Source organism: Exiguobacterium sp. s138, from assembly GCF_018618775.1.
In the GTDB taxonomy this organism is placed as follows: Bacteria; Bacillota; Bacilli; order Exiguobacteriales; family Exiguobacteriaceae; genus Exiguobacterium_A; species Exiguobacterium_A artemiae.
Genome location: NZ_JACSMW010000003.1, coordinates 116,788 through 129,621 on the forward strand (window position 1 = coordinate 116,788; position 12,834 = coordinate 129,621).

The following is a 12,834-nucleotide window of genomic DNA, read 5'->3' on the forward strand; positions in this document are numbered from 1 at the left end:
TTTATTCCCCCATTTTCTCGGCTTCTACGAGCCAGACGAAGTGATTGTATTGTGTAAATGAAACATCGAATCCGCGCGATGCAAAAATCTGTTCCATCACCGGAATCAGTGGATAAAACTCGCGTTCCAAATCTTCTGCGAGTCCGTTAAACCCTTGGGCTTTCGCTTCAGCGATTGTCTGCAAACGCGCTTCTTCCGACACGAACATCGTATCGGCATAGACGATTTTTCCGTCATGCGGCAAAATCTTCGCCATCAAATCAACGGCTTCTCCCTTTTCCTCATCCGTCAGATGATGAAACGCATAGGTCGAAACAAAGCTTTTCGCATGGTCCGCCGTAAACGACAGGAAGTGTCCGTCCTGCACCGGAAGTTCCGGAATCTTGTTGATGAGAATATCCCGCATCTCTGGACTCGGTTCAACGGCAAGAACATGATCATGTCGCTCCAGCAACCGCTGTGTCAGGTTGCCGGTTCCGGCCCCGAACTCAACGACCGGTGAGACAGCTTTCGTTGCGACGGTATCCAATATTTCTTCATAACGACGAAAGACTTCTTTGTACTCCGGATCATGCCCCGTTACTGTGTCGTCGTATGTTGACGCCCACTCTGTAAAAACATCCATAAAACGTACTGTCATGCCTGTTCGTCCTCCGTATCTCTCTTTTAATTCCGACTAATCGGATATGAATTAAAGTAATTTACCTTAATCGCATTGTAGCAGGGAGATTTCCGAATGGCAAGACGACTGCTTTAAATTTTTTGGAAAACAAAAAAAAGGCGTTGCCGGAGAACCGGCAACACGAATAATGTGGTTAGAAATGCCACGAAGGAAAACCCAGCTCTGACACGAACTTCTTCGTTCGTCGTATCAGAGGACGGCGCCTTTTCGACATATCAGTTGAACTGGACTCCCATGACAGATCTCCTGCTCGAATCCCGAATTGTTTCCTTGCGCCGCTTCGTCTTTGGGGGACGACTTAAGGGGAGACAACCAAACAATGGAGGATTTTTTTGAACGGTTCTGGAATGAAAAGCAACAGCCAACTCATATCTCTGCCAGACTTCCTATAAAAGCATTTCTAGAAGTTGATATGAATATACCATTCATAATTTAGCATTGTCAATGAATTATTGTAAATATTCCGACAATTTAGCGTAAAGAGAAATCTCGGATGGATTTCCCTTCTTACTCAGCACAAAATGTAAAGACATTTTGAACCGATTGAAACGCATAAAGCCTTGACACGACTTGATTATCCTCGATTTTCAATAAGGCCGGCACACTCATGACCTGCGCCTGCTCTAAAAATTCCGGAATAAAGTTTCCGTTTGCCTGCATGATCCATTCTTCGTCTTTTGTCGCTTCGACGACCGCAAGCATACGGCTGGCGATGGCGCACGTCCCACACATCGGTGCATAGACATACAAAAAACCCTTTTCCGGGACCTGTGTGACTTCTTTCATCCGTTCCATTCCCCCTCTGTTTTGTCTTATCTTGTGCCAGTATACAGAAAAAAAGACGACGAGGAAACGATAGCGTTTCCTTGCCGCCTTTTCGGTAAGTATTACTCGTTGATCATCGATTTGTAAGCAGCTGCATCCATCAACGCTTCTACTTGGGCATCATCTTCGATCTCGATATCGACCATCCATGCACCTTCGAATGGTGATTCGTTGACGAGTTCCGGGGAATCAGAAAGTGACTCATTGATGGCAACGACTTTTCCTGAAATCGGTGCGTACAATTCAGATACCGTTTTGACCGATTCAACTGAACCAAACGGCTCGTTGGCAGAAATCGTATCGCCGACTTCCGGTAATTCCACGAAGACGATATCGCCAAGTTCGTGTTGCGCGAAATCCGTAATCCCGATTCGTGCCTTGTTTCCTGTTACTTCGACCCATTCATGCTCTTCCGAATAACGTAGATTGTCTTTGACTTGACTCATTTGCGATTCCCCCTGTGATCTATAGTGGACTAACGCATTCAGTATACCAAATGAACTAGCCTTCTTAATACCATTTTCCTTGATAGAGTTCTTCTTTAAAGCCGATGGTCACGTCTTGTCCGTCCGTAACGATCGGACGCTTGAGCAACATGCCGTCACTTGCGAGCAATTCGTATTGCTCCTGTTCGGAAAGTTCCGGCAAACGGTCCTTGATTCCTTGCGACCGGTACGACTGGCCGCTCGTGTTAAAAAACTTCTTCAGCGGTTCGCCGCTCTTTTGATGAAGTTCCCGAATTGTCTCGGCACTCGGTGTCTCGTCGACGATATGCTTGTAGTCCACTTCGACCCCGTTCGTTTCCAGTGCTTTTTTGGCTTTAACACACGTACTGCATTTTGGATAACCATACATTGTTACCATTTTTTCATCACCTCTGACTTCAGATTAGCAGATGCATCAGTTGCGTTTCAAGCGCGCCAATGCAGCATCGATTTGATCTTGATGGTGGTGGTCATGGGCGATGAAGGATTCGACAAACGCTTTCGGCTGAAATGTTCCTTCATACGTCCGCTCATATTGTTCGTCCGTCAGCCGGTCGAGGAGTGTGACCAGTTCCCGGCGGACACCGATGGCTTTTTTCAATAAGGCGAGAGCATCGATATGATGGGCATATTCGACCGCCAGGCGGTTGAACTCATCATAGTCGGTTTGAACAAGCGTCAATCGTTCATCCGGTAACTTCGAGACGGCATGATCGAGATAATACCGGTCCCACAGAAACAGATGACTGACACATTCCTGAACGGTCCATTTATCGACGGCAAGCGGTAATTCCCATTCTTCCCCGGAAAGCCGTTCGAGTGATTTGTAATAGTCGATGGCAAACTGGAGTTCTGTCAATTCGTGTCGCATGTTTGCTCCCTCCTTCAATGAAAAAATTCGCCCTTACAGAGATTTTCCCTGCAAAGGCGAATCAGTAAACCTGACTTAGACCGTATATTTATTTGATTCGATCAAACGTTTCGCAATCTGGCGTTTCGTTCCGATCGAATTAATCGGTTGGTATCGGCTGAACTTTTTCAATGCCGACAGCAGCATCCGTAACTCATCGCCGCTCGCTGCCGCGTACAACGTTTCTTTCGCGTCCCGCTCCACGCCTTCAAAGGCTTGTTGTGCAAAGACTTCCGTATAACGGATTTTCAGTTCGTTCTTCTCGACGCCTTTGGCAGCAATCGCTTTTTCCGTCCGGACGATTGCTGACTCAAGCGCATAAATCGCACTCATGATGTCGGCTGTGTTCGCAAGGATTTCCTGCTCGCCTTGGAGCTTGTCCTGATATTTCTGGACCGCTGTTCCGGCCGTCAACAGGAAGATCTTTTTCATCATTGCGAGCAGATGACGTTCGCGGTCAAGCGGCTCTGATCCGACTTCTGTCGGCATGAAGCTCATGACTTCCTGTTGCAGACGTTGTGCTTCTGCGAGCAGCGGCAAGTCGCCTTTCATCGCTTTCTTCAGCAATGTGCCAGGTACAAGCAGACGGTTGATTTCATTTGTTCCTTCAAAGATCCGGTTGATCCGCGAATCACGGTACATGTTCTCGACTTCATATTCCGCCATGAAGCCGTAACCGCCGTGAATCTGGACCGCTTCATCGATGACATAATCAAATGTCTCGGATGCAAAGACTTTATTCATCGAGCATTCGATGGCGTATTCGGCGATTGCATCCGCAATTTTCTTGCCGTCTTTGCTTTCTTCGTCCGACAACTGATCGAGGCTGTCCTGGAACAGACCGCCTGTCCGGTAAACCGAACTTTCCATCGCATACGTCTGCGCTGCCATCGTTGCCAGTTTTTCCTGGATCAACGGGAACGAACTGATTGGTGTCTTGAACTGCTTGCGTTCGTTCGAATACTGAACCGCGAGATCAATCGCCCGTTTTGATGATCCTACCGCACCAACCGCTAATTTATACCGTCCGACGTTTAAGATGTTAAAGGCGATGACGTGTCCGCGCCCGATTTCACCAAGGACGTTTTCAACCGGTACTTCTGCATCTTGTAAAATCAACGTCCGTGTTGACGAACCTTTGATGCCCATTTTCTGTTCTTCAAGTCCTGTCGAGACACCCGGGTAGTCGCCTTCAACAAGGAACGCCGTGAACTTGTCGCCGTCGATTTTCGCGTAGACGACAAACAGACTGGCGAAACCGGCATTCGTGATCCATTGTTTTTCTCCGTTTAGGATGTAGTGCGTGCCGGCTTCATTCAAGACTGCCGTTGTTTTCGCTCCGAGGGCATCCGAACCTGAGCCCGGCTCTGTCAACGCGTACGACGCGATCCACTCACCTGATGCGAGCTTCGGCAGGTACTTTTGTTTTTGTTCTTCATTCCCGAAGAAGACGATCGGCAATGAACCGATTCCGACGTGCGCGCCGTAACTGAGGGCGAACGAACGACCGCGGGCAAATTTCTCCGTGATGATTGACGATGAAATCTTATCCATCTGATAGCCGCCGTACGCTTCCGGGACATCTGCGCCGAGTAAGCCGAGCTCGCCTGCTTCACGCAAGAGACCAACCGATAATTCGAACTCATGTTTTTCGATCCGGTCGAGGACTGGGACGACACGGTCTTCGACGAACTTCGCTGTCATGTCACCAACCATTTTGTGTTCTTCCGAAAAATCTTCCGGTGTAAAGAGACGATCCGCCTGCAACTCATCCAGTACAAAACTTCCACCTTTAATTAATTCGTTTGCTGTTTGGCTCATTGTCCTGTTCCTCCTTCAACTAGTTCGAATACACCGGCAGCACCCATTCCGCCGCCGATACACATCGAGACGACACCATATTGGACGTTCCGTCGTTTCATTTCATGCAAGAGTGTTAATGTCAGTTTCGTTCCGGTACACCCGAGCGGATGACCAAGCGCAATCGCGCCGCCGTTGACGTTGACGATATCTTCGTTCAGACCGAGTTCCCGGATGACACCGAGCGATTGGGACGCGAAGGCTTCGTTCAATTCGATTAATCCGACGTCTTCGAGCGTGATGCCGGCGAGTTCAAGTGCCTTTGGAATCGCGACGACCGGTCCGATTCCCATGACTTCCGGACGAACACCGCCGACGGCAAACGATTTGAATTTCCCGAGAATCGGCAGGCCCTGGCGTTCTGCTTCTTCGCGCTCCATGATCAAGACGGCGGCTGCACCGTCTGATGTCTGAGACGAGTTCCCCGCTGTGACACTGCCGCCGAGGCGGAAGGCCGGACGGAGCTTGGCGAGACCTTCCGGTGATGAATCGGCGCGTACACCTTCGTCATGTTCGACGACCCACGTCTTTTCTTCAATCTTCAACTCATCATTGACGAACTGTTCCGTGACCGTCACCGGCACGATTTCATCGGCGAATTTGCCGGACGCAATTGCAGCGGCTGCTTTTTGATGGCTTTTCAGTGCAAAGGCATCTTGATCTTCGCGTGAGACTTGATAGGTCGAAGTGACTTGTTCTGCCGTATGTCCCATGCTCATATAATATTCCGGTTCTGTTTCGACGATTGACGGATTCGGTCGAACGACGTGCCCCGGCATCGGCACCTGGCTCATGGATTCGAGTCCGCCGGCGATGACGGCCGTTGCTTGACCCGTCATGATTTTCATCGAGGCATCGGCAATCGACTGTAAGCCACTTGAGCAATACCGGTTGATCGTGATTGCCGGTACTTCGTGCGACAGTCCCCCGAGGACCGACGCGTAACGGGCGATGTTCATCCCCTGCTCCGCTTCCGGTAAGGCACATCCGAGAATGACATCATCGATTGCTCCCGTGTAGTTCGCGCGTTTCAACGTTTCCTTGATGGCGATGCCTGCGAGTTCATCAGAACGCATTGATTTAAATGATCCTTTTTTTGCTTTGCCGACCGGTGTTCGTGCACCGGCGACGATTACTGCTTCCTTCATTCGAATCCCCCCAGTCATCAGTTACGAAGCGGCTTGCCTTTGACAAGCATATGTTGCATCCGTTGTTGTGTTTTCAGTTCACCGATCAAGCTCAAGAAGGCTTCCCGTTCGATATCGAGCATGTACTGCTCATCGACGTGTGTGCCAAACGAGACGTTCCCACCGGCAATGACGTGTGCGAGTTTGCTGGCAATTTTTAAATCGTGTTCCGAGATATAACCGCCGTAGAACATTTCACGGGTCGCGAGTTCAAGCGTCGCTTTCCCGGCGCGGCCGACGACCGGAATCTTCGCGTGGGCCGGTGCCGTATAACCGGTCCGGTCGAGCTCAAGGACCAGTTGTTTTGCATCAAACGTCAGGTGGTCACGATTCATCGAAATCTGATCGACGGTCCGGACATAACCGAGGTCCCGTGCCTCGAAAGCCGATTTCGAGACTTTCGCCATCGCGACGTTCTCAAACGTCTTCTGCGCGGCTTTTTCGATGTTGACGAGTCCGTCCGGTGTATTCTCAAGCAGACGACGATACGTGTTGACGTTCCCGCCGCCTCCCGGAATCAGACCAACACCGACTTCGACGAGTCCCATATACGTTTCAAGACCGGCCTGCAAACGGGCTGCCGGAAGTGAAATTTCCGTTCCGCCGCCGAGTGTCATCCCTTGTGGGGCAACGACGATCGGACGCGACGCGTAACGGATTTTTTGAATCGACTGCTGGAACTTGTTGATGATCCAGTCGAGTTCGAACCAGTTCTCATCTTCCGCTTCCATCAGCATCATCGCCAGGTTCGCCCCGACACAGAAGTTTTTGCCGTCGTTGGCGATGACAAGACCCCGGTGATTTTTTTCAACAAGATCAATCGACTGTTCGATCATCTGCATGATGTCGACGCCGATTGCGTTACTCTTCGACGTGAATTCAAGGACTGCGACATCATCTCCGAGATCAAGCAGACGGGCACCGTTGTTTTCAAGCAAGACGCCGTTTGATTTGCGGACGTCGCGTAAGCGGATTTCTTTCGGATTGACGGCACTGCCGACGTATTTTTGCGTCTTGGCATCGTAAAACTCGCCGTCTTCGTTATAGAAGCTCGTGACGCCGGCTGCCAGCATTTCATCGACCCAGGCCGGGACGTCATAGCCGTCCTGTTTCATCTTCGCGACCGTCTTCTCGACACCGAGTGCATCCCATGTCTCGAACGGTCCCATCTTCCAGCCGAAGCCCCATTTCATCGCTTCGTCAATCGCTTTGATGTCGTCTGCAATCTTGTGTGTCAATTGCGCCGAGTAGAGCAATGTTTTCGCATGGATCGGCCACAGTAAGGCACCGACACGGTCTTTTGCAAAGACGACGGCTTTCAGTTTATTTTTAGCGCCCGGAAGAGCTTTTGCCTGACCGATCGACAGTTCAGTAAGCGCTTTCTTTTCCACGTATTCAAAAGTTGCAAGATCGAGCTCGAGAATCTGCTTGCCGGCTTTTTTATAGAAGCCTTGACCCGACTTCGCTCCGAGCGATCCTTCGTCCACCAACCGTTTCATTTCCGCCGGTACGGCGAACGTCTCTTTTTCTGCTCCGTCCGGTAACAGGTCGTAGACGTTGTTCGCAACGTGAACGAATGTGTCGATCCCCACGACATCAAGCGTCCGGAACGTCGCTGAGCTTGGACGACCGAGTACTGGTCCGGTGACGGAATCGACCTCCCCGATCGAGTAACCGCCTTTTTTCATCTCATCCATCGTGACGAGCAGACCGTATGTCCCGATCCGGTTGCCGATGAAGTTTGGTGTGTCCTTTGCGATGACGACACCTTTACCGAGACGCTCTTCGGCAAACTGTTTCATGAACTGGACAACTTCCGGATTCGTGTCGCGTGTCGGAATCAGTTCAAGCAGCTTCAAGTAACGCGGCGGGTTAAAGAAGTGCGTGCCGAGGAACCGGGCGTTAAACGAGTCCGACCGTCCTTCGCGCATCGCTTCAATCGAAATCCCTGACGTGTTGGAACTGACGATCGCATCTTCGCGTAAAAACGGTTCGATCGTCGCAAACAACTGTTGTTTAACGTCAAGCCGTTCGACGATGACTTCAATCACCCAGTCGGCTTCTTTGAGACGGTCGAGATCGTCTTCAAGATTTCCGACTTCAATCAAATCAATCAATTGTTTTGAAGCGAGTGGTGCCGGATTTTGTTTCAGCAGCTTTTGCCGGTTGTCGCGGGCAATCCGTGAGCGGACTGCCGCATCTTCCAGCGTCAATCCTTGTTTCGTTTCCTGCGCCGTTAATTCTTTTGGTACGATATCAAGCATCAATGTCCGGATTCCCGCGTTCGCAAGGTGTGCGGCAATTCCTGCCCCCATGACCCCTGAACCGATAATGACGGCGAATTGAATATGTTTCGTCGTGTGTACTGTGGTCGGCTGACCGATTTGACTCGCCATGATAGACCCCCTGATTCGTAATTGAATGAACAACCATTCATTATTCTGACAAAAAAAGAAGCCGTCCGTTTTTCCACTGCTTCCTTCTACATCTCCATCATAAATGAATTATCATTCAGTAGCAATAAAAATTCAGCTTTTGGTCAAATTTTCCTGTTACACTGAAATCAAAAGGGGGAGTTCTCATGAAATCGACGGAACAATTATGGGATCAAAAAGCGACCGACTGGGCGGAACGATCGGAGATGATGTGGACGACAGGCAGCCGGAAAACAATCATTCCGTTTCTGAAGTCCGTCATTACGTCCGGTAGATTACTCGACTTAGGATGCGGCGACGGTACAGCCTGCCGGCTGCTCGCGGACGCATTTCAAGTGACAGGTCTTGATTTATCGGAAGAGATGATACGAATCGCCCGTGACAAATCACCGGCACTCGATTTCGTCGTCGGAACCGGTGAAGCATTACCGTTTGCGGATGATACGTTTGACGTCGTCCTTGCCGTGAATTCACTCGAGTGGTCGACGCGTCCCGTCACGGTCCTAAAAGAAATCAGCAGGGTCGCCCCGCTCGTCGTCATCAGTCTGCTTGGACCGACGGCAGCACCACGGGCATTGTCCTACCGTCGCCTGCACGGGGAAGAGGCACCGATGGGCAATACGATGATGCCGTGGGAACTCGTCCAACTGGCAGACGAACTCGGATGGACGTTGCTTGACGAAGCCGTCATTCAAAAGGAAGGTGCCGTCATGACCGGTCACCGGTTGCTCGATCAGGCCCATGCGTTTTCCTGTTTGTTTGCGTTTCGGACGCGGTAAGTGGATTGAGTGCTGAAGAACCACAAAATCATAAGTTCTAAAACAGACGTATGTCCACCCGCTTTTCTCGGGCGGGACGCAAGCTTCCTTTTCCCGTAGAAGTCGGATGGACACGTCTGTTTTTCGTTTACTGATAGCGTTGATGGATTTGAATCAGCAAGTGTTCAATCAGTTCCGGGAGCGTAGACGTCTTGTCTTGCCATTTCACCCGAAAGTACAGTGTCCGTAGCAATTGTTTTGTGTTGCGGAGCACAGTAAATCGTTCGTCGCTCCAATTCACCGGTAGATCAAGCAAGGCTCGGACTGATGTCTCAATCGTCTTAAACAAGATTTCGTCTGTCATTCCTCGTTCTCTTGCCGCTAACCAAGCTGTGATGACGCGTTCCTGTTCTTCATCGATAAAAACATAATCCGGTGTCATCAAAATCTCGATAAACTTTGCAATCACTGCTTGCTCATTTCTGATCTGACACTGAGGATGCTTGAACCAAGCGTCGTAGACATCGGCAATATGGGCAATACTATGTGCCCAACCATAGCCAGGAACAAATCCTCTAAAATCGATTTCGTTGCTTAGATATTCCAATAATTGATTAGAGATCTGTTCGTATGTCTGCTCCTCCAGTTGTGGATGCGCAGCGTCTGTTTCGAGTACTACTGCAAGAAGCAATGCTGAAAACGAACGGGTAAAGACTGCTGTATCATCAGAAGTCTTCATTTTATAAAACAAGCCGTCCGGACTGAGTACAAACGAGACAATTCGTTTAGCAGACGTCACCGTCAACTCTCCTGACATAACCCATTCCGCAAGCCGTGAAAAAATCAGTTCATCCCGAAGGACCGGATCCAAACTGCCGATATGGTACAACATCTGTTCCAGCAATCCCTTCGTAATTACTGTGTTCTCTTGTTGCAGCTGCACTTTCAACTGCTGTTCCGTTACCTCCATGACCATACCTCCTATGTAGTATATGTAGTATATGTAGTATATGTAGTATTTGCTTCCCGTGACTCCTATGGGGAAAAGAGCAGCGACTTGCGTCTCGCCCGAGGGAAGGACGAAATCTTTCAATCTGTTATCCAAAAAGCACAAAAAAGATGGAACCATGAAGGCCCCATCTTTCACTTCTCTATTATTCGTTATTATCCTTTAACCATTCCTTTAAGGACAAACGCCACGTTCGCCGGACGTTCTGCTAAACGGCGCATGAAGTAGCCGTACCAGTCACGACCATACGGGACGTAGACACGGACTTTATAGCCAAGCTTCACGAGCTCGAGCTGACGTTCGACGCGGATGCCGTACAGCATCTGGAATTCGAACTTGTCGTTGCCGATGCCGTTTTCTTTCGCATAACGGATGATTTGTTCAATCATCGCGTCGTCATGCGTTGCGACCGCGGCATAGTTACCGAGTGAGAGTTGCAGTTTGACGAGCTTGATGTAGTTATGGTCAACATCCTCTTTTTCTGGGAAGGCAACCGTTGCCGGCTCTTTATACGCGCCTTTGACAATCCGTAAGTTCGTCTCGAATCGTCCGACACGTTTGATGTCGTCTTCCGAACGGTACAGATACGACTGGATGACCGTTCCGATGTTATCGAAGGATTGACGCAATTCTTCAAACAATTGGATCGTTTTTTCACAACGCGGCTCGTCTTCCATATCGATTGTGACGAAGACACCGACTTCTTTCGCCCGTGTCAAAATTCGTTCCATGTTCGAGCGAATCAATTCGTCCGAGATATCAAGACCAAGTGACGTCAGTTTCAGTGAAAGTTGCGAGTCTAATTTCTCTTCCGCAATCATTTCCACTGCACGAATACATTCCTGCGTCATCATTTCCGCTTCCGCAACCGTCGAGATGAACTCACCGAGGTGATCCATCGTGACGCATAATCCCTTGGAGTTCAAATCCTGAATTGCCCGTTTTGAAGCTTCAAGTGAGTCCCCTGCCACAAAGCGCCCTGCGCCGAACTTCAGGCCGTACCGTTTTGCCAGACCATTCAATGTCTTATTTTGCGATAAGAAGATAAAACCATCCCGTAATACTCGTTCCATCACTCATTACTCCCCCTAAATAAATGCTAGGCTGTTTTACCGTGTCGGTTCACATCTCTGCATTCATATTATGACATAAAGCGCTTACATGTGCTCGTTGTTTTGTTTTTTCCGTAACATCCGTTGTGCAAAAAAACCGACGGTAAAAAATAAGAGATATAAGAAGATGGCAAAGAAAAACTGCCAGGAAAACGGATCGCGCAGGCTCGCCCCGATATTATTGTAAACGAAAGCTCCGGGAATGATGCCGAGGTAACTGGCGAGCGCAAACTGACGGAATTTAATTTTCGACAGACCGGACGCATAACTGATCGCGTCAAACGGAAATAGTGGAATCAGCCGGACCGTCAAGACGACGAAGAATCCATTCGTGGCAATCCGTTCATCAAGAATCGTCAACTTACCGGTTCCGATGATCTTTTCGATGCCGCGCCGACCGAGCAGACGGGCAATCCAAAAGCTGAGCAGGCTGCCGGTTCCGGCGCCGATGACATCGAGAATCGTCCCGACCCACGGACCATAGGTATAACCGCCAAAAACTGTCAGCAAGCTTGCCGGGAAAAAGACGAGCGGACGGATCGTATAAGCCAATATGTACAGCAACATGCCGAAAGCGCCCTGCTGGCGAATCCAGTCCGATAGTGCTTGGATATCAAACTGCTCCATCATTCCCGAAAAACGGAAATAGAGGAGCAGTCCAAGTCCAATCAGCATGTAGAGTGTAAACGGGAGCCAGTCCCGCAACTTGAGATTCTTCAAGAGATCGGTGCCGACGCCGGTGCGACGTAATAGAAAATCGATAAGAAAATCAAGACGCTGCCGGCGAGCACGAACAGATGCCAAATCGCATGATTGTAAGGCAAGCGTGCCCAGACATAAAAGATGACACCAAGTGAATAGGCGAGTCCGCCGCCCAGCAGGAGAAGGAATCCTTGTAAACCAAGCGCTTCATACATCGGTTTGATGGCGAATATACAACACCAGCCGAGAATCAGATACGAGGCGTTCGAAATCCAAACGTGTTTTCCGGTCGAATACAGTTTCCAGATGATCCCGAGTATCCCGACTCCCCAGACGATCCCGAGCAACGTCCACCCGAGCGGTCCGCGCAACGTGATCAAGGCGAACGGCGTGTAGCTCCCGGCAATCAATAAGTAGATTCCTGCATGATCAAGGATTTGTAAGACTTTATTGGCACGCGTATGCATGAGTGAATGCATCAACGTCGAGAACAGGTAGAGTAAAATCATTGTCGCACCAAAGATGCTGACGGCAGTGACGTTCCAGGCACTGCCCGACTTCGTCGCCTGCAGGATCAGTAAGACCAGGGCGACGATACTGAAGATGACACCCAGTCCGTGCGTGATGGCACTAGCCACTTCTTCTTTCAACGAGTCACCTTTCGCAAGCAACTCTTCAATCGTTTCTTTTGATTGTTCTTTGATCGTTTTCGTAATTTCTTTTTTAGAAATCAAGACGACACCTACTTTCTGGACAAACAGACTATGCTCTTGATTATACGCCCGCTTTCTACTAAATGCCTATCAAAATGTTCTGACGATTTGATGACATTATAATCAGTCTTTTCCCCGTTTACAGTAAAAAAACTC

General features: G+C 49.5%; 13 protein-coding genes. 1 reads left to right on the plus strand and 12 read right to left on the minus strand.

Annotation, left to right across the window (positions count from 1 at the left end; translation table 11 throughout):
- Position 1: 1 nt before the first annotated feature.
- From KNP91_RS07870 to KNP91_RS07905, 8 genes are all read right to left on the minus strand, one after another.
- Complete coding sequence (locus tag KNP91_RS07870) at positions 2 to 640, minus strand: class I SAM-dependent methyltransferase (protein ID WP_214766175.1); 639 nt, start codon at positions 638 to 640, stop codon at positions 2 to 4.
- A gap of 549 nt (positions 641 to 1,189) precedes the next feature.
- Complete coding sequence (locus KNP91_RS07875) at positions 1,190 to 1,468, minus strand: thioredoxin family protein (RefSeq protein ID WP_214849485.1); 279 nt, start codon at positions 1,466 to 1,468, stop codon at positions 1,190 to 1,192.
- A gap of 101 nt (positions 1,469 to 1,569) precedes the next feature.
- Positions 1,570 to 1,953, minus strand: coding sequence for a glycine cleavage system protein GcvH (gcvH, locus tag KNP91_RS07880; RefSeq protein ID WP_114595154.1), 384 nt, complete (start codon positions 1,951 to 1,953; stop codon positions 1,570 to 1,572).
- A gap of 64 nt (positions 1,954 to 2,017) precedes the next feature.
- On the minus strand, positions 2,018 to 2,371 hold the full coding sequence (locus tag KNP91_RS07885) for an arsenate reductase family protein (protein WP_012371216.1): 354 nt from the start codon (positions 2,369 to 2,371) through the stop codon (positions 2,018 to 2,020).
- A 36-nt stretch (positions 2,372 to 2,407) separates the two neighbouring features.
- A complete protein-coding gene (locus KNP91_RS07890) occupies positions 2,408 to 2,863 on the minus strand; it encodes a DinB family protein (protein WP_214849487.1) in 456 nt (151 codons plus the stop codon).
- A gap of 75 nt (positions 2,864 to 2,938) precedes the next feature.
- Entirely contained in the window at positions 2,939 to 4,723 is a 1,785-nt protein-coding gene (locus tag KNP91_RS07895; RefSeq protein ID WP_214849490.1) for an acyl-CoA dehydrogenase family protein, read from the minus strand.
- Positions 4,720 to 5,910 (minus strand): acetyl-CoA C-acetyltransferase, encoded by a 1,191-nt coding sequence (locus KNP91_RS07900; RefSeq protein WP_214849493.1) that lies wholly within the window; start codon positions 5,908 to 5,910, stop codon positions 4,720 to 4,722. The genes KNP91_RS07895 and KNP91_RS07900 overlap by 4 nt, the downstream gene beginning before the upstream one ends.
- Before the next feature lie 17 nt (positions 5,911 to 5,927).
- The gene (locus tag KNP91_RS07905) at positions 5,928 to 8,345 is read right to left on the minus strand and encodes a 3-hydroxyacyl-CoA dehydrogenase/enoyl-CoA hydratase family protein (RefSeq protein WP_214849496.1); all 2,418 of its coding nucleotides are present in this window, start codon (positions 8,343 to 8,345) and stop codon (positions 5,928 to 5,930) included.
- 185 nt (positions 8,346 to 8,530) lie between these two features.
- Between KNP91_RS07905 and KNP91_RS07910 the strand changes: the two genes are divergently transcribed.
- Complete coding sequence (locus KNP91_RS07910; protein WP_214766189.1) at positions 8,531 to 9,163, plus strand: class I SAM-dependent methyltransferase; 633 nt, start codon at positions 8,531 to 8,533, stop codon at positions 9,161 to 9,163.
- A 127-nt stretch (positions 9,164 to 9,290) separates the two neighbouring features.
- Here the strand turns inward: KNP91_RS07910 and KNP91_RS07915 are convergent, their stop codons facing one another.
- The 4 genes from KNP91_RS07915 to trhA all read right to left on the minus strand — a co-directional run bounded on the left by KNP91_RS07915 (position 9,291) and on the right by trhA (position 12,645).
- Complete coding sequence (locus tag KNP91_RS07915; RefSeq protein WP_214849498.1) at positions 9,291 to 10,112, minus strand: DUF2785 domain-containing protein; 822 nt, start codon at positions 10,110 to 10,112, stop codon at positions 9,291 to 9,293.
- 194 nt (positions 10,113 to 10,306) lie between these two features.
- A complete protein-coding gene (locus KNP91_RS07920) occupies positions 10,307 to 11,224 on the minus strand; it encodes a proline dehydrogenase family protein (RefSeq protein ID WP_012371222.1) in 918 nt (305 codons plus the stop codon).
- Positions 11,225 to 11,308: 84 nt separating this feature from the next.
- The gene (locus KNP91_RS07925; protein ID WP_251135965.1) at positions 11,309 to 11,968 is read right to left on the minus strand and encodes a TVP38/TMEM64 family protein; all 660 of its coding nucleotides are present in this window, start codon (positions 11,966 to 11,968) and stop codon (positions 11,309 to 11,311) included.
- An 11-nt stretch (positions 11,969 to 11,979) separates the two neighbouring features.
- Complete coding sequence (trhA, locus tag KNP91_RS07930; RefSeq protein ID WP_214766229.1) at positions 11,980 to 12,645, minus strand: PAQR family membrane homeostasis protein TrhA; 666 nt, start codon at positions 12,643 to 12,645, stop codon at positions 11,980 to 11,982.
- Positions 12,646 to 12,834 lie beyond the last annotated feature (189 nt).